This is a genomic window from Nitratireductor aquimarinus (assembly GCF_017255295.1).
In the GTDB taxonomy this organism is placed as follows: domain Bacteria; phylum Pseudomonadota; class Alphaproteobacteria; order Rhizobiales; family Rhizobiaceae; genus Nitratireductor; species Nitratireductor aquimarinus.
The window spans coordinates 26049-48808 of sequence record NZ_JAFKDE010000013.1 but is presented as its reverse complement, the minus strand read 5'-3'; the positions used below and the strand labels follow the sequence as shown (position 1 = coordinate 48808).

Below are 22760 nucleotides of genomic sequence, written 5' to 3'. Positions count from 1 at the left end.
ATAAAAACGGGGAAGTGGGTCGCCGATGGCTGACACGGCAATCGAGCTCAAGGGCATCAGCAAGAGCTTTGGGGCGGTTCACGCAAACCGCAACATCGATCTGAAGATCACCGCCGGAACGATCCATGGCATCATTGGCGAGAATGGGGCCGGCAAATCGACACTGATGTCGATCCTCTACGGCTTCTACCAGGCCGACAGGGGGCGCATTGATGTCGCCGGCAGGAAGGCGACCATCAACACGCCGAGCGACGCCATCGCGCTGGGCATCGGCATGGTGCATCAGCACTTCATGCTTGTGGAGAATTTCTCCGTTCTGGAAAACGTCATTCTGGGGGCCGAGGGCGAAGCGCTGCTCAACACCTCCATCGCCAAGGCCCGTTCGGAGCTGGAGCGGCTGGAGCGCGACTACGGGCTGGAAGTGGACCCCGATGCGATCATTGAAGATCTGCCGGTGGGCCTGCAGCAGCGCGTGGAGATCCTGAAGGCGCTTTATCGCGGCGCTGACATTCTGATCCTCGACGAGCCGACCGGCGTTCTGACGCCTGCCGAGGCGGACCATCTGTTCCGCATTCTGGAGCAGCTAAAGGATGAGGGAAAGACCATCATCCTCATCACGCACAAGCTGCGCGAGATCATGGCCATCACCGACAATGTGTCGGTCATGCGCCAGGGCACGATGGTGGCCACTCGCAAGACCTCCGAGACCAATGTGGAAGAACTGGCCGAGCTCATGGTGGGCCGGCGCGTTCTGCTGCAGGTGGAAAAGGGCGAGGCGACGCCGGGTGACGTTCTTCTTTCGGTCAAGGGACTGACGGTCAAGGATTCGCGCGGCGTCACCATGGTCGACAACCTGTCGCTGGATGTGCGCGCGGGCGAGATCGTCGGCATTGCGGGCGTGGCCGGCAACGGCCAGTCGCAGCTTCTCGACGCCATCACCGGCGTGCAGAAGGCGGTTTCGGGAACGGTGACGCTGGATGGCGAACCAGTGGACCTGACGGGTGCGGCCGACCCCGCCGACCTGCGCGAACGCGGCATGGCCCATGTGCCGGAAGACCGCCACCATGTCGGTCTCGTGCTGCCTTTCGAGGAGAACGAAAACGCCATGCTGGGCTATCACCGGCAGGCAAAATATCTGAACGGCCCTTTCCTCAACATTGAGGCGATCCGCGCCGATGCGCGCGAGAAGATCGAGAAATACGATATCCGCCCGCCGGACTGCCGGCTGAAGACGGCCAATTTCTCCGGCGGCAACCAGCAGAAGATCGTGCTGGCCCGCGAGATCGAACAGGACCCGAAAGTGCTGATCGTCGGCCAGCCGACGCGCGGCGTGGATGTGGGCGCGATCGAGTTCATCCACAAACGGCTGATCGACATGCGCGACCAGGGCAAGGCCGTTCTTCTGGTCTCTGTGGAGCTGGATGAAATCCGCTCGCTGTCCGACCGCATTCTGGTGATGTTCGCCGGCCGTGTCGTCGGCGAGCGCGGACCCGAAGCAAGCGAAAGCGAACTTGGCCTGCTCATGGCCGGCGTCGAGGAAAAGGAGGCGGCGGAATGAGCGCGCGCGCAAAACGGGGACAATCCATAAGATTGTTCCTAGTTGACGGGTCGGCGAACGGGCTGATCGTTGCGAGCATACCCAACTGGACAGGGTCAGTAATTCTCGCAAAGAACATCAGAATTGCTGAGCTATTCGACCGCGAAGAAGCCCAAAGACCTGGCTGCTATATCCTGCAAGGTGAGGATCTCAGTCACCCGATGGGAGTGCGCGCTTATGTCGGACAGGCATCAACACTTTCCGACCGCCTGCGCACCCAACTGAAAAACAAAGACTGGACGGATACAGTCGCAATTATCACGACATCAGACTCAAATTTCACCGCTGGGCACTTTCTTGCTCTTGAATCGAAGATGATCCAACTAGCGAGTGACGGAAAGCGTGCTCATCTGGACAATCAGATCTCGCCAAATGAACTGGCTGGTGGCCTCGGTGAAGCAGATCAAGCCGACATGGAAAACTTCCTTGATCAGGTTAAACTGATACTGCCAGTTCTAGACATCAACATTTTTAGAGGCGCGATAAGCGAGAAAATCAAGCAAAAAGCCAACAGTTTTGACGACTCAGAAGATATTCTAATTATAAAGCATAAATCCGGCGTCAAAGCACATGCAGTGATAAGAGATAACGAGTTCATCGTCCTTTCTGGATCAAGCGCTATATCAGATGAACGATATCAAACGAACAATTACGCTCCCCTTAGAAAATCGCTTATAGATCAGGGTGTTTTAAAACGAACTGACAAAGGTGAGTTCCTCAAATTTCAAGAGGACACGCTCTTTAACAGCTCAAGTGCGGCTGCTGCTGTAATTCTGAATAGACAGTCCAGCGGGCCTAAGGAATGGAAACATTCCACCACAGGTATGCCTCTGGGTGCCTGGCTTGACTCTCGTACAACTTCAAACGAGATCTCGAAGGAGGCGGCGGAATGAGCGCGCCCTATGCGAAACTGCCCGCCTGGGCCGATTACGGGCTGATCCCGCTGATCAACCTCGCCGTGGCCTTTCTGGTGGCCGGCCTGGTGGTGATGCTGGTTGGCGAAAACCCGATCCGTGCTGCGGTCATCCTGGTGGATGGCGCGCTCGGACGCGGCCAGAACATCGCCTACACGCTCTATTACGCGACGAGCTTCATCTTCACCGGCCTTGCGGTGGCGGTGGCCTTTCATTGCAGCCTGTTCAACATCGGCGGCGAGGGACAGGCCTATGTGGGCGGGCTCGGCGTGGCCGTTGTCTGCCTCGCCTTCGACAGTATTCTGCCCTGGTGGCTCGTGTTTCCGCTGGCCATTGTCGGCGCGGCGCTGTTCGGCGCGGCGTGGGCCTTCATTCCCGCCTATTTCCAGGCAAAGCGCGGCTCGCACATCGTCATCACGACGATCATGTTCAACTTCATCGCCGCCAGCCTGATGGTCTATCTGCTGGTGAACGTGCTGAAGCCGGCCGGCGCGCAGGCCCCGCAGACCCGCAACTTCCTTGAAGGCGGGCAGCTGCCCAAGCTCAACTGGATGCTCGAGGCCATGGGCTTCACCATCCGCTCCGCGCCCTTCAACCTGTCGTTCCTGCTGGCGCTGGCGGCGGCGTTCTTCGTCTGGGTGCTGATCTGGCGCACGCGGCTCGGCTACGAGATCCGCATGCGCGGCTACAGCCCCAAGGCGGCCCGCTATGCCGGTGTGAGCGAAACGAAAATCATCATCATCACCATGCTCATCTCCGGCGCGCTTGCCGGCATGATGGCGCTCAACCCGGTGATGGGCGACCAGAACCGGCTGCAGATCGACTTCGTTACCGGGGCCGGTTTCGTCGGCATCGCGGTGGCGTTGATGGGCCGGTCGCATCCGGCCGGCATCGTGCCGGCGGCGATCCTGTTCGGCATGCTCTATCAGGGCGGTGCGGAACTCGCCTTCGAGATGCCCAACATCTCACGCGACATGATCGTCATCATCCAGGGCCTCGTGATCCTGTTTGCCGGTGCGCTGGAGCATATGTTCAGACCGTCCATTCAGGCCCTTTTCGCAAGCCTTGGCTCGCGTTCGACGGGCCTTGAGGCGCAGCAGGGAGAGGGTAGCTGACATGGACTTCTTTCACGCCCTGATCCTCGTTCTCGATTCCACCGTGCGGCTTTCGGTACCGCTTCTGCTGGCCGCACTTGCCGGGCTTTATTCGGAGCGCTCGGGCGTCTTCGACATCGGCCTTGAAGGCAAGATGCTGGCAGGCGCATTCGCGGCCGGCGCGGCCGCCGCCGTCACCGGATCCGCCTGGGCCGGTCTCGGCGCGGCGATGCTCATTTCCATCTTCCTCGCGCTGGTGCATGGCTTTGCCTCCATCACCCATCGCGGCAACCAGATCGTTTCGGGCGTCGCCATCAACTTCATCGCCGCCGGCTCCACAATCATTCTGGGGCAGGCCTGGTTCCGGCAGGGCGGGCGCACGCCATCGCTGCCGGGCGAGGCGCGTTTCGGCGCGATCGAGTTACCCTTTGCCGAAGCCGTACGCGACGTCCCGATCCTCGGCGACGTCTATTCCGAGCTGATTTCCGGCCACTCGCTTCTGACCTATGCGGCCTTTCTTCTGGTGCCCTTCACCTGGTGGGTTTTGTTCCGCACCCGCTTCGGCCTCCGGCTGCGCGCGGTGGGCGAAAACCCGGCTGCGGTCGACACGGCGGGCATCTCCGTTTCGTGGCTGCGCTACCGGGCCGTGATCTGCACCGGCATTCTCACCGGCATGGCCGGCGCCTATCTCTCCATGGCGCAGAATGCCGGCTTCGTGAAAGACATGACGGCAGGACGCGGCTTTATCGCGCTCGCCGCGCTGATCTTCGCCAAGTGGAAGCCTGTGCCGGTGATGTTCGCCTGCCTTCTGTTCGGCTTTCTCGACGCCTTCGCGATCCGCATTCAGGGCACGCCCCTGCCCCTCATCGGTCAGGTGCCGGTGCAGTTCATGCAGGCCCTGCCCTACATTCTGACCGTGGTGCTTCTGGCCGGCTTCATCGGCAAGGCCATTCCCCCGCGCGCCGGCGGCGTGCCCTATGTGAAGGAGCGGTGATGAGCGCCGAAGACCTGTTTGCAGCCGCCAGCGCGGCGATGCAGAACGCCTACGCCCCCTATTCGCGCTTTCCCGTGGGGGCTGCGGTGAAGACCGAGGCCGGCGCAATCCACGCAGGCTGCAACATCGAGAACGCGTCTTACCCGGAAGGCTGGTGCGCAGAGACCACCGCGCTTGGCCATCTCGTCATGGCGGGCGGCGGGCGCGTGACGGAGATCGCCGTGGTGGCGGAGAAGATGCCGAAGATAATGCCCTGCGGCGGTTGCCGCCAGCGGCTGGCGGAGTTCGTCACCGACGATGCCTGCCTGCATCTCTGCGACACCAACGGGGTGCTTGAAACGGTTCCCTTCTCGGCCGTGTTCCCGCGCGGCTTCAGCTTCGAGGATGGCAAATGAAAGAAGCGGTGGACCTTCTCACCGAACGGCTGAACGGCCTCGCCCCGCAGCTTGCGCTGGTGCTTGGCTCCGGGCTTGGCGGTCTTGTGAACGACGTCGAGAACCCGGTGCGGATTTCCTATTCCGAATTACCCGGCTTTCCGCAAAGCGGCGTGACCGGCCATGCGGGCGAGATTGTCGCCGGACGGCTTTCAGGCACGCCCGTGCTGATGCTTGCCGGCCGCGCGCACTATTATGAACATGGCGATGCGGCGGCCATGCGCCCGGCGCTGGAAACCCTGTGGGGCATCGGCATCACCCAGATGATCCTGACCAATGCGGCGGGATCGCTGAGGCAGGACATGCCACCCGGCTCGGTGATGCTGATCGAGGACCACATCAATTTCTCCGGCATGAACCCGCTGATCGGCGAGGGCAGCGACCGGCGCTTCGTCGGCATGAGCGAGGCTTATGATGCGGGCCTGCGCGCCAGCCTCGCAGCCGCCGCTGAAAAGAGCGGCGTCGCGCTGCACAAGGGCGTCTACATGTGGTTCTCCGGCCCGTCCTTCGAAACGCCGGCGGAAATTCGCATGGCGCGCACGCTGGGTGCGGACGCGGTGGGCATGTCGACCGTGCCGGAAGTGATCCTCGCGCGCTATTTCGGCCTTCGGGTCGCGGCCTGCTCGGTCATCACCAATCTGGGTGCGGGCATGAGCGCGGGCGAGCTGTCGCATCAGGAAACCAAGGACATGGCTCCCATTGGCGGCCAGCGTCTCGCAACGGTTCTCGGCCAGCTCTGCGCCGACGGCCTGCCAACAGGCTGAGGTTACCCATGCTGCCGCAGGAGATCATCCGCAGGAAGCGCGACCGTCAGGCGCTCACCGGTGAAGAGATCGCAGATTTCGCTCACGGGCTTACCCATGGCACGTGGAGCGAAGGGCAGATCGCGGCGCTGGCCATGGCAATTTTCCTGAACGGCATGACGGCTGAGGAAGGCGCTGCGCTGACCATCGCCATGCGCGATTCCGGCAGTGTTCTCGACTGGTCGGACCTGCCCGGCCCGGTGACCGACAAACACTCCACCGGCGGGGTGGGAGACAATGTCTCGCTGATGCTCGCCCCCATCGTGGCGGCCTGCGGTGCTTTTGTGCCGATGATCTCCGGACGCGGGCTTGGCCATACGGGCGGCACGCTCGACAAGATGGATTCCATTCCCGGCTATACGAGCCAACCGGATGAAAAGCTGTTCGCCAGAACCGTGCGCGATGTGGGTTGCGCGATCATCGGCCAGACCGCCGATCTCGCTCCCGCCGACAAACGCTTCTATGCCGTGCGCGATGTGACCGGCACGGTGGAATCGATCCCGCTCATCACAGCGTCGATCCTTTCCAAGAAACTGGCAGCCGGCCTTTCGTCGCTGGTGCTGGATGTGAAATCGGGCAATGGCGCGTTCATGGATGACGCCCGTGCGGCGCGCAAACTGGCTGACAATCTGGTGCGTGTCGCGGGCGAGGCCGGGCTTCCGGCCACCGCGCTTGTGACCGACATGAACCAGCCGCTTGCCTCCGCTGCCGGCAATGCGGTGGAAGTGGCCAACGCCGTCGATTTTCTGACGGGCAGGAAGCAGGACCGGCGGCTTCTCGACGTGACGCTGGCGCTCGCCGGCGAGATGCTTCTTTCCTCCGGCGTGGCAGCCACCACGCGCGAGGCCTTCGATTGGGCGCATGACGCGCTGGAAAGCGGACGGGCAGCGGAACTGTTCGGCAAGATGGTATACACGCTCGGCGGGCCGGCGGACTTTGTCGAGGCTGCCGACAGGCACCTGCCGAAGGCGAAGGTGATCAAGCCCGTGCTCGCGGAAGAGGACGGTTTTGTCGGCGCAATCGACTCACGCGCCGTGGGCATCTGCGTGATCGAACTGGGCGGCGGACGACGCACGCCCGAAGACGCCATCGACCACTCGGTCGGCCTGACGGAGCTTCTGCCCGTGGGCGCGGAGTTGAAGCGCGGAGAGCCGGTCTGCATGGTGCATGCCGCATCCGACGACGACGCGGAACGGGCGCGCAGGGCGGTTCTGAAAGCCTATTCGGTCGTGGATGCGAAACCGCGCACGAAGAAAACCATCCTGCGCCGGGTGACAGCGGAAGCCTGAAAACTGCCCTACTGCTCCAGAATCAGCGCGCGATCTTCAACCCTGTAGCGCGCGAGACGCTCTAGGAAGCTCATGCCGATGAGGACACTGTCGAGCGCACGATCCTCAAGCACCAGCGCTTCGACATTCTCGATATAGATGCGGCCGATCTGAAGGTTTTCGATAACGGCGGCAGCAGCGCTGGCCTTGCCATTGGCCGTGCTGACTTCATATTTGAAATCGCTCGCGGTGAGATTCAGGCCGATCCGGCGCGCGGTGCTCCTGTTGATCGCCACATAGGTCGCGCCCGTATCGATCATGGCCTTCGTGTGACGGCCATTGAGCTTGAAGCGTCCGACGAAATGGCCGGACCTGTCGGCCGCGATGCTGACCCGCTTGCCGAGAAGCACGGAGGTCTTGCCGCGCTCCGGCGCGGGCGCGCGAACCATCGCGACCTGCTGAACCTCCTCCACAGGCGTCTCTTCAAGCGCGCTGCCAAGAAGGCTCCGATAGAAATCCGGATTGCTCTGGTAAAGCGCGGGGATTGCCCCCGCAGCTCCGATAACGATACCGAGCATGACCACCTTGCGAACCATATGCGCCTTCCACCCCTTCAATCGGGAAGACCCTATGCCGCAACGGCAACCATTTTTTTAACGGCGCGGACAACCGCGCCGCTTGGTTAAACGAGCGTTATTTCGTTCCGTACATCCGGTCGCCGGCATCGCCCAGACCCGGCACGATGTAGCCCTTCTCGTTCAGGCATTCATCGATGGACGCGGTGTAGACCGGCACGTCAGGATGCGACTTGCGGAAGTTCTCGACGCCTTCGGGCGCCGCCAGAAGGCAGAGGAAGCGCAGATTGGTCGCGCCGCGCTCCTTGAGCTTGTCGACGGCGGCGATGGCGGAGTTGGCCGTGGCCAGCATCGGGTCAACGACAATCACCAGGCGGTCGCCCAGATTGCTCGGAGCCTTGAAGAAATACTCGACCGCCTCAAGCGTTTCGTGGTCGCGATACATGCCCACATGCGCCACGCGTGCGGCGGGAACGAGATCCAGCATGCCGTCCAGCAGGCCGTTGCCGGCGCGCAGAACCGAGGCGAAGACGAGCTTCTTGCCTTCGAGCGTGGGCGAGTCGATCGGCTGAAGCGGCGTTTCGATGCGCCGTGTCGTCAGCTCCAGATCGCGCGTGACCTCATAGCAGAGCAGCAGCGAAATTTCGCGCAGCAGACGCCTGAAGCTGGCGGTCGAAGTCTCCTTGTCGCGCATGATGGTGAGCTTGTGCTGGACAAGCGGATGGTCGACGACGGTCACGCCCTGCATGTGCTGTTCCCCGAATGCTTGAAATCCTGTCGATATTAACGGCACGTGGCCGCGCAGGATACCATAAGGCTCACTGAGCCACAGTTTTATGGCCCAGCGCTGCAAGCAGGCGCGTGCGGGTGGCCTCATCGACAAACGCGGCTTCGATGGCCGTTTGCGTGATGCCGCGAAGCGCCGTGTCATCGAGCCCGAAATGCGCCTTCGCCACCGCATATTCATGCGCGAGCGACGTGTGGAAATGTGGCGGGTCATCGGAGTTGAGCGTCACGCGACAGCCGGCGGCCATCAATTGCGGCAGAGGATGGCTGGCGTAGTCGGGAAAGACCTTCAGCACGATGTTTGAAACCGGGCAGACCTCCAGCACCACCCCCTCATCCACCAGACGGCGCACCAGATCCGGGTTCTCGATGGCGCGCACGCCATGACCGATGCGTGTGGGGCGCAGATGGTTCAGCGCCGCCTCGACGCTCTCCCAGCCGGCCAGCTCGCCTGCATGGACCGTGATGCCGAGCCCCGCCTCGCGTGCAATGTCGAAGGCGGCCTCATAGTCGCGCACATTGCCGAAACGCTCTTCGCCCGCCATGCCGAAACCGGTGACAAGCGGATGCTCGCAGGCAACCGCGAAGCGCGCTGCATCTTCCACCGACACTGCCCCGAAATGGCGCACGCCGGTCACGATGATGCGCCCCTCTATGCCGGTTGCGGCGCGCGCACGCTCTATGCCCTCGCCAAGCGCATTGGTGTAGGCCATGCGCGAAAGCCCGGCGCGTTCTGCATGATCGGGCGAGATGAATATCTCCGAATAGATCGCGCCGTCTTTCGCCAGGCTGGTCAGATAATCCTCGGCGAGAAGCGCATAGTCATCTTCGGTTCGAAACAGGCTGGCGGCCTCGTCATAAGCGGCGAGAAAGCTGGTGAAATCATACCAGTGATAGGCCCCGTCGCGCAGGAAATTCGACGTATCGACGCCGTATTTGCGCGCCTGGGCAAGGACGAGATCGGGGGAAGCGGCGCCCTCGATATGGCAGTGAAGCTCGGCTTTTGCGACCATGTGTGCTCCATTTTAACCAGTCCGCTGGCGCGGCTGTTCATCGCGGTTTTGACAATAGCGCCGCGAACGGCAATGGGCTATGGTCCCGGCGATTTCGAAAGGGTGAAGATGTCCGATCAGCGCACCACCGCCGAAGGCGGCATGGAGACGGCCTATGGTTTTCGCACGGTAGACGAAACCGAAAAGCAGGGCCTGGTCAACACGGTATTCCACCGCGTCGCCAAACGGTATGACGTGATGAACGACCTTATGTCGGCGGGTCTGCACCGGGTCTGGAAAGACGCCATGATCTCCTGGCTCGCGCCTTCCAAGCGACCGGGCTATCGCGCACTGGACGTGGCCGGCGGCACGGGCGACATCGCGTTCCGCATCGTCGAGGCCTCGCGCCGGATGGCTGACGTCACCGTTCTGGACATCAATGGCTCGATGCTCGAAGTCGGCCGTGAGCGCGCCGAAAAGAAGGGCATCGCCGACAATCTGACTTTCGTTGAGGCGAACGCCGAGGAGCTGCCCTTCGAGGACAACAGTTTCGACGCCTACACGATTGCCTTCGGCATTCGCAACGTGCCGCATATCGACCGCGCGCTTTCCGAAGCCTTCCGCGTGCTCCGGCCCGGCGGACGCTTTCTCTGCCTCGAATTTTCCGAGGTGGACATGCCGATCCTCGACAAGGTCTATGAGAACTGGTCGTTCCACGCCATTCCGCGTATCGGCCAGGCCGTAACCGGCGATGGCGAGCCCTATCGCTATCTCATCGAATCCATCCGCAAATTCCCCAACCAGCAGAATTTCGGCGCGATGATCACCAATGCGGGCTTCTCCCGCGTGACCTGGCGCAATTACTCCGGCGGCATCGCCACCCTGCACTCCGGCTGGAAGATTTGACGGCGTAAAAATGAGCACTGTCGGCGCATATCTTCGGCTGGCCCGCGCGGGCTGGATTCTTGTTCGTGAGGGCGTTGTGGCGGCCATGCCCGGCGACCAGCTGGAAGGCATGCCGCTGTTCGGCTGGAAGGTGGCCAAAGTCTTGTCGCGGCGTCGCTCCAAGCGGCGCGACCGGCCCGAACGCCTTGCCCAGGCCGTGAACCGGCTCGGGCCGTCCTATGTGAAACTCGGGCAGTTTCTGGCGACGCGGCCGGATGTTGTGGGCCATGAGATGGCGCATGATCTCGCCAGCCTTCAGGATCGCATGAACACGTTTCCCGAGGCGCAGGCGCGCGCGGCCATCGAAGGCTCGCTCGGCCAGCCGGTCGAGGCGCTTTACGCGGAGTTCGACGGCCCGGTGGCAGCGGCCTCGATCGCGCAGGTGCATGAGGCGCGCGTCGCCACCGACACGGGCCTCAAGCGCGTTGCGGTGAAGGTGATCCGCCCCGGCGTGCGCCGGCGCTTCCAGAACGATCTGGAAAGCTATTTCCTCGCAGCCCATCTGCAGGAACGCTTCATCCCGTCCACCCGTCGCCTGAAGCCGGTCAAAGTGGCCGAAACGCTGGCGCAGGTGACCAGGATCGAGATGGATCTGCGCCTTGAGGCGGCGGCCATTTCCGAGATCCACGAGAACACGCTGAACGATCCCGGCTTCCGGGTGCCCAATGTCGACTGGCAGCGCACCGGCCGCGATGTGGTGACGCTGGAATGGGTCGACGGCACCAAGATGTCGAACATCGAGGCCCTGCGCGACGCGGGTCACGATCTCGAAGCGCTGGCGCAGACGCTCATTCAGTCCTTCCTGCGCCACACGCTGCGCGACGGCTTCTTTCACGCCGACATGCATCCGGGAAACCTGTTCGTTGAAGACGATGGAACCATCGTCGCGGTGGATTTCGGCATTACGGGGCGTATCGGCCGCAAGGAACGGCACTTCCTCGCCGAGATCCTGTACGGTTTCATCACCCGCGATTTCCGCAGGGTGGCGGAAGTGCATTTCGAGGCAGGATATGTGCCGGGGCACCACGATGTGGCGGCCTTCGCACAGGCGCTGCGCGCCATTGGCGAACCGATCCACGGCCAGTCGGCCGAAACCATCTCCATGGCGCGGCTTCTGACGCTTCTCTTTGAAGTGACCGAGCTGTTCGACATGCAGACACGGCCCGAACTGCTGCTCCTGCAGAAGACCATGGTCGTGGTGGAAGGCGTTGCGCGCACGCTCGATCCGCATTTCAACATGTGGAAAGCGGCCGAACCGGTCGTTTCCGACTGGATTGCCGGCAATCTCGGGCCGCGCGGCATGCTGAACGACGCCCGCGAAGGCGTCGGCGCTCTCGTCTCGCTCGTTCGTCAGGCGCCGGATCTCGCCGCACGCACGGAGCGGCTCTCACGCGAAATCGACACGATGGCGCAGAAGGGCCTGCGCTTCGATCCGGAAACGGCGGAAGCCATCGGCAAGGCCGAGGCGCGCCATTCCCGTGGTGGGCGCGTTGCGCTCTGGGTAATCGCCGCAGCCCTCGCGGTCATCGCCTGGCAGATTTCCTGATCCCCGATCCATGCTGATGGCGCATTTGCGCCATCCTTCCTCACATTCGGAACATTGCAGCGCAGGATAGCTGGCTAATCCTGCAACGACGCATTGCGCCTGCAATGACAGCATTGCTAGCAAACATCACCTAAGCCACAGATTCGCCTCGCGTTTCCGCGTGCGAAGAAGTGTGAATAATGCATTGCCGGCAATGACATCCCCACAATCTATAGAGTAAGAGAATCATAATACGCTGCACGAGCGAAGGGGGCACCTTCCAGGCAATCGAGACCGCGCGGGGCGCAAACCGGCAAGAATGACAGCAATGCTGTCAAAAACCCGGCAAACGCAGTCAAAGACAAAAATGCAGTCATTGCTTTCAAGTCTGCGTTTTTCAAATCTGTGCATTCAGATTTGCCGGCTCATTTTTTGGACTTATCGATGGCGACACTAACGATACGAAATGTCGATGAGAAAGTTCGGCGCGCGCTACGCAGACGCGCAGCCGAAAATGACGTCTCGATGGAAGAAGAGGTCAGACGCATTCTGGCCCGCAGCGTGCAGCTGGCAGACGACCCGGCCCAGCATCAGAGCAAGGCGCGGCGCGCAGAAACGCTCAACACGGTCTCCATGCGCCCGATTGGAGAATTCGACCTCAAGGCAATCAGCGACGAGATCTGGAATGGCCGTACGTTGTGAGCCCAAATTCGTGGTCGATACGTCGGCCCTTATCGCCGTTCTGAACGACGATCCCGACGCGGACACGTTCCGCCAGGCGCTTCAGGACGCAGAGCAGATCCTCATCAGCAGCACCACGACGTTTGAAGCGCAGTATGTCGCCAAGCACATATCGCTGATCGATGGCACCGAACGGCTCAACACGCTTCTTGGCGCGCTTTCCCCCGAAACCATCGATTTCGATGAGCGGCAGCTGACCATCGCCCGTAAGGCCTATGCGATTTACGGTCAGGCGACCGGCCACCCGGCAGCGCTGAACATCGGCGACTGCTTTGCTTACGCGCTGGCCAGAACCGCTAACCTGCCACTCCTTTTCAAAGGTTCGGATTTCGTCCATACGGATATAGAGCCCGCAATAAAGCCGTCCTGAGAGAGCCTTCATCCATGACAGCCCCGCAGCAGACGCTTACCAAAGCCCGTATCCTGCTTATCATCGGGGGCGGCATCGCAGCCTATAAATGCCTCGACCTGATCCGCCGCCTGCGCGAACGCGGGGCGAGCGTGCGCTGTGTGATGACGAAAGCCGCACAGGAATTCATCACGCCGCTCTCCGTCGGCGCGCTTTCCGCAGACCATGTGTTCACCGAGCTGTTCGACCGGCAGGACGAGCATGATGTCGGGCACATCCGCCTGTCGCGTGAGGCTGACCTTCTGGTCGTTGCGCCGGGCACGGCCGACCTGATGGCGAAGCTTGCCAATGGCCATGCCAACGACCTCGCGTCCACGGTTCTCATCGCAACCGACAAGCCGGTTCTCATGGCGCCCGCCATGAACCCGCGCATGTGGGAGCATCCGGCCACGCAGCGCAACCTGGCGACACTGCGAGAGGACGGCGTCAGCTTCGTCGGCCCCAACCGGGGCGAGATGGCTGAAAGCGGGGAAGCCGGCGAGGGCCGCATGGCCGAGCCGATGGAGATCGTTGCTGCGGTTGAAGCGCTGATCGGCAATCACGAAAAGCCGCTCGCCGGGCGCAAGGTGATCGTCACCTCCGGCCCGACGCACGAAATCATCGATCCGGTGCGCTACATCGCCAACCGCTCTTCGGGCAAGCAGGGGCACACCATTGCCGCCGCGCTCGCCCGGCTGGGCGCATCGGTGCACCTCGTTTCCGGACCGGTCTCCATTCCCGACCCGCACGGCGTGACGACCACCCATGTGGAAACGGCCCGCCAGATGCGCGAGGCCGTGGAGGCTTCGCTGCCGGCGGATGCGGGCGTGTTCGTTGCCGCTGTTGCCGACTGGCGGCCCGCCGTCGAAATCTCGGAAAAGATCAAGAAGAAGCCCGGCGAGGGCGCGCCCACTCTGGAGCTTACCGAAAACCCGGACATTCTGGCCGGCATCGGACATCACAAGAAACGCCCCGCGCTCGTGATCGGCTTTGCCGCCGAAACGCAGGACCTCTTCAAGAACGCCCGCACCAAGCTCAACAAGAAGGGCGCTGACTTCATCGTTGCCAATGATGTCTCGCATGACAGCGGCGTCGGCCCCGGCGGCGTGATGGGCGGCGCCCGCAACAGCGTCGTCATCGTCGGCCATGAAGGGCATGACGAGTGGCCCGAAATGAGCAAGGAAGAGGTTGCGGAGCGACTGGCGCAACTCATCGCAGACCGTCTCGGACCCACTCAATGACATCAACGACACCGGTTCTGGAAACAGAACGCCTCACGCTGCGGGCGCACAACTTCAGCGATCTCGATGCTTTCGCGCGCCTCTGGTCGCTGCCCGAGGCGACACGCTTCACCACGGGCCGCCCCCTGTCGCGCGAAGAAGCATGGCGGCGCATGGCCATGCACCGGGGCATGTGGGACCTGATGGGTTTTGGCTATTTCGCCGTCATCGAGAAGTCCACCGGCGCGTTTCTCGGCGATGCGGGCGTGCAGGAATGCCGGCGCGAACTCTCGCCCTCGATCGAGGGAACGATGGAGGCCGGCTGGGTCTTCCTGCCGGAAGCGCACGGCAAGGGCTATGCGCGCGAAGCGATGGAAGCCGTGTTCAAATGGTGCGCCAGCGCGCAGCCGGACATGGAGACCACCTGCATCATTGATGAGGAAAACACGCCTTCGCAGAAGCTCGCAGCGCGCCTCGGCTTTGCGGAACGCGCGCGCACGGACTTCAACGAACGGCCGGCAATCATCTACTGGCGCGGGTGAAATCCGGAAGCCTCATTCCCGCCGGAAGCATCATTCCCGAAAGACTGTTCACAATCTGTAGACAGCCCGTTTCCGTGAGCGCCGGTGCCATGCGGGGCTGCACTCTCTATGTTTGGCGCAAGATCGCCGTGCGTCAATCCGGACGCACAAAGGACGATCCAGGTTACTGACAGGGCATTGGAATGGCCCGAAAACCGGATTCCGTTTTTCGGTCCAAAGCTCTGGCAACAGATGGAGAGACGATCATGTCCATTCGTCCCGTGAGGCAGATTTCGCAGGCGCAGCCCACCATTGAGGGCGCAGGCGTTCGGCTGGACCGCGCTTTCGGTTTCACCGATCCGAAGCTGGCCGATCCCTTCCTGCTTCTCGACGATTTCCGCAATGAGCGGCCGGAAGACTACCAGGCCGGCTTCCCCTGGCATCCGCATCGCGGCATCGAGACCATCACCTATGTGCTGGCCGGCAGCGTGGATCACGCCGACAGTCTGGGCAATGCCGGTTCGCTCGGCGCGGGAGACGTGCAGTGGATGACGGCGGGCAGCGGCATTCTCCATCAGGAAATGCCGCATGGCGACAAGACCGGGCGCATGCATGGCTTCCAGCTCTGGGCCAACCTGCCTTCGAGCGAGAAGATGACCACGCCGCGCTATCAGGATGTGAAAGCCGGTGAAATTCCCGAAGTGATCGACGATGACGGCACGCGGGTGCGTGTGGTGGTCGGCGAGTTCTGGGGCAAGCGCGGACCGGTCGACGGCATTGCCGCCGATCCGCAATATCTCGATGTCTGGGTGCCGCCGGGCAAACGCAAGGTGCTGCCGGTCGACACCTATCGCAGCGCGTTTGCCTATATCTTCGAAGGCTCCGGCACGTTCCGCGATGCGTCGCGCCCGTTCGGTGTTCTGGTGGAGAAGGAAGTCGCCGGCGAGGAAGTGCATCTGCGCGACATGAGCGGCGACCGCACGCTTGTGGTGTTCGACACGGGCGATGAAGTTGTCGTTCAGGCCGGCGAACGCGGCATCCGCTTCCTTCTTGTGTCGGGCAAGCCTATCCAGGAGCCGGTAGCCTGGCACGGACCCATCGTGATGAACACGCGCCAGGAACTCATGCAGGCCTTCAACGAGCTGAATGCCGGCACTTTCATCCGCGAAGGCGCGAAATCCTGAAGAAACCCGCAATGAGGCGGCGCAATACGCGCCGCCTCACCACGCGCCGGATTTGTGATCGACCAGATGGATGATCTGGGCCGGGCTCGATATCCAGAAACCGTCGAAGTTTTCGCCCAGTGGTTCGATAGCGTCGCAGCGGGCGATGCCCTCCGCCGCCATCAGCTCCGCAACCGCCTTCGTGTCGTCGGTGACGATCTCCAGCCAGAGCTCGGCCTGGCTCATGCCGGGCGTCTGGTCGAGCCAAAGCTGGTTGGCCCCGAAGCGGAAGCCGATGGCCGGGAGAAGCTCTTCGATCTGCTCCATGCCAAGCACATCGCGGTAGAACCGGACGGTCTCTTCATATTGATGCACTGGCACCTTCATGGCGATGTTGCGCCCGCCGGCCAGATGCGGCCTTGGCGCAGCCTCACCGGGGCCAACGCCTTCCATGCACCGGTCGAGGTGATCGAGGATCAGCAGCCAGAGCGCTTCGTGTTTCGCCGCGCTCTCCTGACTGGGAAACCCTTTATGCACGAGCTTCAGGCGGCTGCCGCGGCTGCGCTTCGAGAACTCCATCGTCACGATGGTCTCCGCCCCTTCGGTGCCGCTTGATCCGGTGACCCAGCTCATCTCGATCAGCCTGCCCGGCTCAAGCCTGAGGAAACGCCCGTAACAGGGCCTGCGTTCGGCGGGCTTATCCTCATCAAAACCATGCACTGTTTCAAAGAAGAAGGGAGACCCGACGCGCGGCTCCATATGCACCGAGGCGCGGGACGCAAACCAGCGGTCGAGCTGCTCGGTCCACGCGCGATAGAGCGTGTCGGGATCCGCACTCATCGACCGGGACAGTGCGCATTCATGGGGGCGACCGGAAACATCCGGCATGACGGCAATGTTCATGACGTTTCTTCCTTCTCTCGTCGTTGGACGAACAGTGATTTATGTCTGCGAGAAACGCTGTTCGTATTCGGCTTCCAGCGCGGAGATGCGCGCCCAGAAGGGCGGCACGGGCCTGCCCGAAAGAACCGCGTCCAGCACCGCCAGATGCGCATGCCAGCCGCCGGACACGTTGACCATCTCGCCACGACCGGCAAGGCGGCTATGCGCGACCACCAGAAGAACCCTGTCGCCTTCCGGGAACAGCTCGAAACGCACTTCGCTACCTTCACCCTCACCCGGCCAGGTCATGGCGAGGACGCGCGGCGGATCCCATTCGAGTATCCGGCCTACAGACACGAAGCCGTTCTCGTTTATCTCGCGATATTGGTCCGACGGCGTTTCGTCGGTGAAATCGGCGTGACGGAACACGAGTTGCGCGGCCCCGCCGACGCGCTCTTCCATCGCGCCGCCGGCAAGCCACTGGCAGCGCTTGTCGGCCTCGGTCAGATAGGCCCAGATGCGCTCGGCCGGCCCTGGCAAAAGGCGTTCGAAACGCACCACATTAGGCGCTTCGACAACGCCATAGGCATCCATATCGGCATGCTTCATCGTCTCTCTCCCACTGAGGAAACAGCGTCGGCGCGCGCTCAGCCCTTTTCTGCTGGCGGTTTCTGCCGATCCTCGGCTTCCAGAATGTTCTGAAGCGCATCGAGCCGGTCGCTCCAGAAGCGCTCATAGTAGCGGAACCAGGCCTGTGCTTCGGCGAGGCGCGCAGCCTCCAGCCGGCAATAATGGGTGCGCCCTTCGACATGCCGGCTCACAAGGCCGGCTGCCTCCAGCACCTTCACATGTTTGGATGCGCCGGCAAGCGACATGTCGAACGGCTCCGCCAGTTGCGACACGCTGTGCTTTCCGGCTGAAAGCCTGTGCAGCATGGCCCGCCGGGTCGGGTCCGACAGGGCATGGAAAACGGCATCCAGATGGGGCGACTGATATTCAACCATATGGTTTAGATATCAGTCGCCAGCCCAATGGTCAACCGAATGGTTTAGCTTTATGGAGAGAGACCGGGATCAGTCCTTGGCGGTGCAGGAAACCGGGTCTGCGTCCTCGCCCTTCATCAGGTCATAGAGGTCCGCATTGTCGCCCTTGGTCCACCAGATGTAGGGGCCGCCTGCGTATTTTGCGCCGGAAGCCGCGAGCACATTGCTCATCACGACGGGGTTGCCATCGATGGTGACGACGGCGAGCGAATTGCCGTCAGCGTTGTAATAGGTAGCGTCGATGTCGCCGTCCGGGCAGGCATAGGTCACTGCGGTGGTTTCCACGCTCTCCACATCGGGCAGATCGATCTCCAGCGTCGCGGCAATGGCGGACGAACCCAGTGCAAGCGTGGAAACGAGCGCAAGAATGGAACGGCGCATGATGAAACTCCTGAATCATTATCAAACCAGATCATCACACCGTGGCAGCGTGTCGAATTAAAGACAATGGCCGCAGATATTTACCGAAGCAGATACTTGCCGAAAAAGAAAAACCCCGGAAGCAACAGCGCTTCCGGGGCCGATATTCTTGATACCTGTCCTGCGAAGGGATCAGCCGGTCGGCTGCTTGGTCTTGCGCAGATAGGGCAGGATCGTCTCGAACGAACCAAAACGCTTCTCGGCTTCTTCGTTGGAAACGGCCGGCGTGATGATCACGTCCTCGCCATTCTGCCAGTTGGCGGGCGTCGCCACCTGATGCCTGGCGGTGAGCTGGATGGAATCGATGGCGCGCAGGATCTCCGCAAAATTGCGGCCCGTCGTCATCGGGTAGGTCAGCACCAGCTTGATCTTCTTGTCGGGGCCGACAACGTAGACCGAGCGAACGGTCTGGTTGTCCGCAGCCGTACGACCGTCGGAGCTGTCGCCCGCATCGGCCGGCAGCATGCCATAGAGCTTGGCGACCTTCAGGTCGCTGTCACCGATCATCGGATATTCGACGGCCTGGCCAGTGGCCTTCTTGATGTCTTCCTTCCAGCGCACATGGTCCTCGACCGGATCGACGGAGATGCCGATGATCTTGGTGTTGCGCTTCTTGAACTCATCCTCGAGGCCAGCCATCGTGCCGAGCTCGGTCGTGCAGACGGGCGTGAAATCCTTGGGGTGGCTGAAGAGCACGGCCCAGCCGTCGCCGACCCAGTCATGGAAATTGATTGTGCCGTGGGTGGTCTCGGCGCTGAAATCCGGCGCCGCGTCATTGATGCGAAGGCTCATCGTTCTCTCCTCCTGAGGTGAGATAAAGCGTTGGGTGTTCCTGCCGCAGCAGGATAGCAACCCAAACACAGGTTGATGAACCTCATCTAGGTGTAAATTGACGCAGTTGCTTGGAATTTCATTCCCAAAATGAGCACGAGCGGGAAATTTACATCCCCCACTCGTGTTGCCCGGCGAATTCCTTCGCTCAGGCGGCCTTTCGGGTCTGGTAATCCTTCACGGCGGTGAAGCGCACGGCCTTCCAGCGGTCGGCTTCGTAGTTCAGACCGAATTCATGCGGCGCGAGGAAAACCGGATCGTCGTCGAGATCACGCGCAATGTCGCCGCGATGGCTGGCAATGAAACGGTCCACTTCGCCCGCCTCGTCGGAGGTGATCCAGCGGCAAACGCTGAAGCGCGCCATCTCGAAATCCACCGGCAGCGAATACTCGATCTTCAGACGCTCTTTCAGAACGTCGAGCTGAAGCGCGCCGACCACGCCGACAATGGCGGGCGAGCCATCTTCGGGCGTGAAGAGCTGCACGACGCCCTCTTCGGCCATCTGCTGCAGGGCTTCCTTCAGCTTCTTGGCCTTCATGGCGTCGCCAAGGCGCACGCGGCGCAGGATTTCCGGCGCGAAATTGGGCACGCCGCGGAACAGAAGCTCCTCGCCCTCGGTCAGCGTGTCGCCGATGCGCAGCGTGCCGTGGTTGGGAATGCCCACCACGTCGCCGGCGAACGCCTCGTCAGCGGTGATGCGGCTCTTGGCGAAGAAGAACTGCGGCGCTGACAGGCTGATCGGCTTGCCGGTGCGCACCAGCTTGGCCTTCATGCCGCGCTGCAGCCTGCCCGAGCACACGCGCACAAACGCGATGCGGTCGCGGTGGTTGGGGTCCATGTTGGCCTGAATCTTGAAGACGAAGGAGGTCATTTTCTCCTCATTCGCCTCGACCTTGCGCGCATCCGCTTCCTGTGCGCGCGGTTCGGGACCGAATGCACCAAGCGCCTCGATCAGGTCGCGCACGCCGAAATTGCGCAGCGCCGAGCCGAAATAGACCGGTGTGAGGTGCCCTTCGCGGAACGCCTGCATGTCGAAGGGACGGCAGGCTTCCTTGCCCAGCATCATCTCCTCGACCAGCATGTCGCGCTCGTTTTCTGGCAGGAGACCGGCAACGGCGTCGGAATCGGGCCCATCGACGGCAATCGGCTCCACATCGTCATCCGAGCGGCGCATCGTGTCGTTGGCGAGATTGTAGGTGCCGACAAAGCTCTTGCCCCGGCCGATGGGCCAGGTGACGGGTGCAGTGTCCAGCGCCAGCTTCTGCTCGATCTCGTCAAGGATTTCGAACGGATCGCGGCTTTCGCGGTCGAGCTTGTTGACGAAGGTGACGATCGGGATGTCGCGCAGGCGGCACACTTCGAACAGCTTCAGCGTGCGCGGCTCGATGCCCTTGGCCGCGTCGATGACCATGATGGCGCTGTCGACCGCTGTCAGCGTGCGATAGGTGTCGTCGGCGAAGTCTTCGTGGCCTGGCGTGTCGAGCAGGTTGAAAACGTGGTCGCCATACTCGAACGTCATCACCGATGTGACGACGGAAATGCCGCGCTCGCGCTCGATGTTCATCCAGTCCGAACGGGTCTGGACGCGGTTCTTCTTCGCTTTCACCTCACCGGCGAGCTGGATCGCGCCGCCGAACAGAAGCAGCTTCTCGGTGAGCGTGGTCTTACCGGCGTCCGGGTGCGAAATGATTGCGAAGGTGCGGCGGCGGGCCACCGCATCGGCGATTTTGTCGGTCATCTGTATCTGGTTTTCCTGAAGCCCGGGGCTTTTAACAAGCGGCGCTGCGCCTGTCGAACGGAAAGTGGACGCGCGCAAAAGCCACATAGCGGTGAAGAGATCGCTCTGGCTGACGGCCAGCTGTTGAATTCGCCGGCGAAACGGGCCAGACGGAATGAGTCGTGATCGTCGTCCCCCGGATTGCAGCGCACAGGATAAGCACCATGTCCAACACCGTTTCCTCCATGCCCGTCATTGGCCCCACCGTCGGCATCGTTCGTCTGCCGCACAGCGAAGGGCTGCCGCTGCCCGCCTATGAGAGCGAGGCCGCTGCGGGAATGGATCTGCGCGCCGCAGTGCCCGAAGACCGCCGCATCGTTCTCCTGCCCGGCCGCCGCGCGCTGGTGCCCACCGGCTTCGTTCTGGAACTGCCCGAGGGTTTCGAAGGACAGGTGCGCCCGCGCTCCGGCCTTGCCCTGAAGCACGGCATCACCTGCCTGAACGCGCCCGGCACCATCGACGCCGACTATCGCGGCGAGGTTCAGGTGCTGCTGATCAACCATGGCGAGGATGATTTCGCCATCACCCGTGGCCTGCGCATCGCCCAGCTGGTGATTGCGCCGGTCAGCCAGGCGCGGCTTGAAGAACGCACCCACGTGGGCGGCACCGCCCGTGGCGCAGGCGGTTTCGGCTCCACCGGCGTCGCCTGACTATGGGGCAGCCGCTGGGGCTGCCGCAACGACACTATACTTTGGTATAAGACCTCAGGCCGTTATTGCGGCGGCTTGGGGCTTGCGCCGCTTTTTCCCTCCGATTATCGGCTTTGACAGGCCGTTTTTCCCTTTGCCTGCCGCTTTCCGGTTGGCAAGGGCGTGCGGTTGTCTACAGTCACGCATGGCGCAGGCCGCCATGCCTGCCGAACTGTTAAACAGCGGAGGAGACAAGATGTTATCAGCAAGCAGGAAGTATCTCGCAGCCGGCGCGGTTGCGCTTTCGCTGGGCCTCGCGCCCGCAGGCGCCATGGCCCAGGAATTCATCAACGTGCTGACCGGCGGCACTTCGGGCGTCTACTATCCGCTCGGCTCCCAGCTTTCCAAGATCTACGGCGAAAAGATCGACGGCGTGCGCACTCAGGTGCAGTCGACCAAGGCTTCGGTCGAAAATCTGAACCTGCTGCAGCAGGGCCGTGGCGAGATCGCCTTCGCGCTCGGCGATTCCGTGAAGTCGGCCTGGGAAGGCGACGCGGAAGCCGGCTTCAACCAGAAGCTCGACAAGCTGCGCGCCATCGCCGCGATCTACCCCAACTACATCCAGATCGTTGCTTCGCAGGAATCCGGCATCAAGGAATTCGGCGACCTGAAGGGCAAGGGCCTTTCCGTCGGCGCACCGAAGTCCGGCACCGAGCTCAACGCCCAGCGCATCTTCGGCGCGATGGACATGAGCTATGACGATCTCGGCAAGACCGAGTATCTGCCGTTCGGCGAATCCGTCGAGCTGATCAAGAACCGCCAGCTCGACGCCACGCTGCAGTCGGCCGGTCTGGGCGTTGCCTCCATCAAGGATCTGGCGCTGTCGCTGCCGGTGACCCTCGTATCGGTGCCCAACAGCGTTGCCGAAACGCTGGGCGCGCCGTTCATCGCGGCAACCATTCCCGCCGGCACCTATGAGGGCCAGAGCGAGGATGTGCCGACGCTGGCCATCACCAACATTCTCGTATCGCATTCGGATGTCTCCGACGAGGTTGCTTACGAGATGACCAAGCAGCTCTTCGAGAACCTCGACGACATGGTGGCCGCTCATGCCGCCGCCAAGGCGATCTCCGCCGAGAATGGCCCCAAGGGCCTGCCGCTGCCGCTGCACCCAGGCGCAGAGCGCTACTACAAGGAAAAGGGCCTGCTCTAGGCTAG

The 22760-nt window shown here is 62.2% G+C and carries 25 protein-coding genes and 2 pseudogenes; 17 read left to right on the top strand and 10 right to left on the bottom strand.

Annotated elements, in window-relative coordinates; translation table 11 throughout:
• Positions 1-25: 25 nt before the first annotated feature.
• The 7 genes from JYP46_RS20065 to deoA are packed head-to-tail and all read left to right on the top strand — an operon-like array spanning position 26 to position 7125.
• Positions 26-1558: an ABC transporter ATP-binding protein gene (locus JYP46_RS20065; RefSeq protein WP_206546547.1), complete on the top strand. Its 1533-nt coding sequence runs from the start codon at positions 26-28 to the stop codon at positions 1556-1558.
• The gene (locus tag JYP46_RS20060) at positions 1555-2490 is read left to right on the top strand and encodes a GIY-YIG nuclease family protein (RefSeq protein WP_206549122.1); all 936 of its coding nucleotides are present in this window, start codon (positions 1555-1557) and stop codon (positions 2488-2490) included. The genes JYP46_RS20065 and JYP46_RS20060 overlap by 4 nt, the downstream gene beginning before the upstream one ends.
• Positions 2487-3626, top strand: coding sequence for an ABC transporter permease (locus JYP46_RS20055; protein WP_206546546.1), 1140 nt, complete (start codon positions 2487-2489; stop codon positions 3624-3626). Before JYP46_RS20060 ends, JYP46_RS20055 begins: the two co-directional genes overlap by 4 nt.
• Position 3627: 1 nt before the next feature.
• On the top strand, positions 3628-4599 hold the full coding sequence (locus JYP46_RS20050; RefSeq protein ID WP_113153737.1) for an ABC transporter permease: 972 nt from the start codon (positions 3628-3630) through the stop codon (positions 4597-4599).
• Positions 4599-4994, top strand: coding sequence for a cytidine deaminase (locus JYP46_RS20045; RefSeq protein ID WP_206546545.1), 396 nt, complete (start codon positions 4599-4601; stop codon positions 4992-4994). Before JYP46_RS20050 ends, JYP46_RS20045 begins: the two co-directional genes overlap by 1 nt.
• Complete coding sequence (locus JYP46_RS20040) at positions 4991-5797, top strand: purine-nucleoside phosphorylase (RefSeq protein ID WP_206546544.1); 807 nt, start codon at positions 4991-4993, stop codon at positions 5795-5797. The genes JYP46_RS20045 and JYP46_RS20040 overlap by 4 nt, the downstream gene beginning before the upstream one ends.
• 8 nt (positions 5798-5805) lie before the next feature.
• Positions 5806-7125 (top strand): thymidine phosphorylase, encoded by a 1320-nt coding sequence (gene deoA / locus JYP46_RS20035; RefSeq protein ID WP_206549121.1) that lies wholly within the window; start codon positions 5806-5808, stop codon positions 7123-7125.
• A gap of 8 nt (positions 7126-7133) precedes the next feature.
• On the opposite strand, the gene JYP46_RS20030 is transcribed toward deoA, so the two are convergent.
• The 3 genes from JYP46_RS20030 to JYP46_RS20020 all read right to left on the bottom strand — a co-directional run bounded on the left by JYP46_RS20030 (position 7134) and on the right by JYP46_RS20020 (position 9478).
• Positions 7134-7700: a TIGR02281 family clan AA aspartic protease gene (locus tag JYP46_RS20030; protein ID WP_206546542.1), complete on the bottom strand. Its 567-nt coding sequence runs from the start codon at positions 7698-7700 to the stop codon at positions 7134-7136.
• 97 nt (positions 7701-7797) lie between these two features.
• Entirely contained in the window at positions 7798-8427 is a 630-nt protein-coding gene (gene upp / locus JYP46_RS20025; RefSeq protein ID WP_206549120.1) for a uracil phosphoribosyltransferase, read from the bottom strand.
• Positions 8428-8497: 70 nt separating this feature from the next.
• Positions 8498-9478 (bottom strand): adenosine deaminase, encoded by a 981-nt coding sequence (locus JYP46_RS20020; protein WP_206549119.1) that lies wholly within the window; start codon positions 9476-9478, stop codon positions 8498-8500.
• Positions 9479-9586: 108 nt separating this feature from the next.
• Between JYP46_RS20020 and ubiE the strand changes: the two genes are divergently transcribed.
• The 8 genes and pseudogenes from ubiE (at position 9587) to JYP46_RS19985 (ending at position 15981) form a co-directional block, all read left to right on the top strand.
• A complete protein-coding gene (gene ubiE / locus JYP46_RS20015) occupies positions 9587-10363 on the top strand; it encodes a bifunctional demethylmenaquinone methyltransferase/2-methoxy-6-polyprenyl-1,4-benzoquinol methylase UbiE (RefSeq protein WP_113156110.1) in 777 nt (258 codons plus the stop codon).
• A gap of 10 nt (positions 10364-10373) precedes the next feature.
• Positions 10374-11948, top strand: coding sequence for a 2-polyprenylphenol 6-hydroxylase (gene ubiB / locus JYP46_RS20010; RefSeq protein ID WP_206549118.1), 1575 nt, complete (start codon positions 10374-10376; stop codon positions 11946-11948).
• A 423-nt stretch (positions 11949-12371) separates the two neighbouring features.
• A pseudogene (locus JYP46_RS22325) lies at positions 12372-12437 on the top strand (FitA-like ribbon-helix-helix domain-containing protein); the annotation flags it as partial.
• Positions 12438-12452: 15 nt separating this feature from the next.
• Positions 12453-12629 carry a hypothetical protein gene (locus JYP46_RS20005; protein ID WP_222474305.1) on the top strand — a complete coding sequence of 59 codons (177 nt, stop codon included), beginning with the start codon at positions 12453-12455 and terminating at the stop codon, positions 12627-12629.
• Positions 12613-13038 carry a type II toxin-antitoxin system VapC family toxin gene (locus JYP46_RS20000; protein ID WP_113153728.1) on the top strand — a complete coding sequence of 142 codons (426 nt, stop codon included), beginning with the start codon at positions 12613-12615 and terminating at the stop codon, positions 13036-13038. The genes JYP46_RS20005 and JYP46_RS20000 overlap by 17 nt, the downstream gene beginning before the upstream one ends.
• Positions 13039-13052: 14 nt before the next feature.
• Positions 13053-14297: a bifunctional phosphopantothenoylcysteine decarboxylase/phosphopantothenate--cysteine ligase CoaBC gene (coaBC, locus tag JYP46_RS19995; protein WP_206549117.1), complete on the top strand. Its 1245-nt coding sequence runs from the start codon at positions 13053-13055 to the stop codon at positions 14295-14297.
• Positions 14294-14818 (top strand): GNAT family N-acetyltransferase, encoded by a 525-nt coding sequence (locus tag JYP46_RS19990; protein ID WP_206549116.1) that lies wholly within the window; start codon positions 14294-14296, stop codon positions 14816-14818. The genes coaBC and JYP46_RS19990 overlap by 4 nt, the downstream gene beginning before the upstream one ends.
• 245 nt (positions 14819-15063) lie before the next feature.
• Positions 15064-15981 (top strand): pirin family protein, encoded by a 918-nt coding sequence (locus tag JYP46_RS19985; protein ID WP_113153723.1) that lies wholly within the window; start codon positions 15064-15066, stop codon positions 15979-15981.
• 36 nt (positions 15982-16017) lie between these two features.
• Here JYP46_RS19985 and JYP46_RS19980 read toward each other — a convergent pair whose 3' ends face one another.
• The 7 genes and pseudogenes from JYP46_RS19980 to JYP46_RS19950 form a co-directional block, all read right to left on the bottom strand.
• Positions 16018-16413, bottom strand: coding sequence for a VOC family protein (locus JYP46_RS19980; protein ID WP_206546588.1), 396 nt, complete (start codon positions 16411-16413; stop codon positions 16018-16020).
• A gap of 6 nt (positions 16414-16419) precedes the next feature.
• Positions 16420-16800: pseudogene (locus JYP46_RS19975) on the bottom strand (SRPBCC family protein); the annotation flags it as partial.
• Between the two features lie 102 nt (positions 16801-16902).
• Positions 16903-17451, bottom strand: a complete 549-nt coding sequence (locus JYP46_RS19970) for an SRPBCC family protein (RefSeq protein WP_206549115.1) — start codon at positions 17449-17451, stop codon at positions 16903-16905.
• A gap of 38 nt (positions 17452-17489) precedes the next feature.
• Positions 17490-17846, bottom strand: a complete 357-nt coding sequence (locus tag JYP46_RS19965; protein ID WP_113153720.1) for an ArsR/SmtB family transcription factor — start codon at positions 17844-17846, stop codon at positions 17490-17492.
• Positions 17847-17915: 69 nt separating this feature from the next.
• A complete protein-coding gene (locus JYP46_RS19960) occupies positions 17916-18266 on the bottom strand; it encodes an MliC family protein (RefSeq protein WP_206549114.1) in 351 nt (116 codons plus the stop codon).
• Between the two features lie 171 nt (positions 18267-18437).
• Complete coding sequence (locus JYP46_RS19955; RefSeq protein ID WP_113153718.1) at positions 18438-19097, bottom strand: peroxiredoxin; 660 nt, start codon at positions 19095-19097, stop codon at positions 18438-18440.
• Between the two features lie 187 nt (positions 19098-19284).
• Positions 19285-20874 (bottom strand): peptide chain release factor 3, encoded by a 1590-nt coding sequence (locus JYP46_RS19950; protein WP_206546535.1) that lies wholly within the window; start codon positions 20872-20874, stop codon positions 19285-19287.
• 203 nt (positions 20875-21077) lie between these two features.
• Here JYP46_RS19950 and dut point away from each other — a divergent pair, with 203 nt between their 5' ends.
• Positions 21078-21563, top strand: coding sequence for a dUTP diphosphatase (dut, locus tag JYP46_RS19945; protein WP_113153716.1), 486 nt, complete (start codon positions 21078-21080; stop codon positions 21561-21563).
• A 235-nt stretch (positions 21564-21798) separates the two neighbouring features.
• Positions 21799-22755, top strand: a complete 957-nt coding sequence (locus JYP46_RS19940) for a TAXI family TRAP transporter solute-binding subunit (RefSeq protein ID WP_113156109.1) — start codon at positions 21799-21801, stop codon at positions 22753-22755.
• Positions 22756-22760 lie beyond the last annotated feature (5 nt).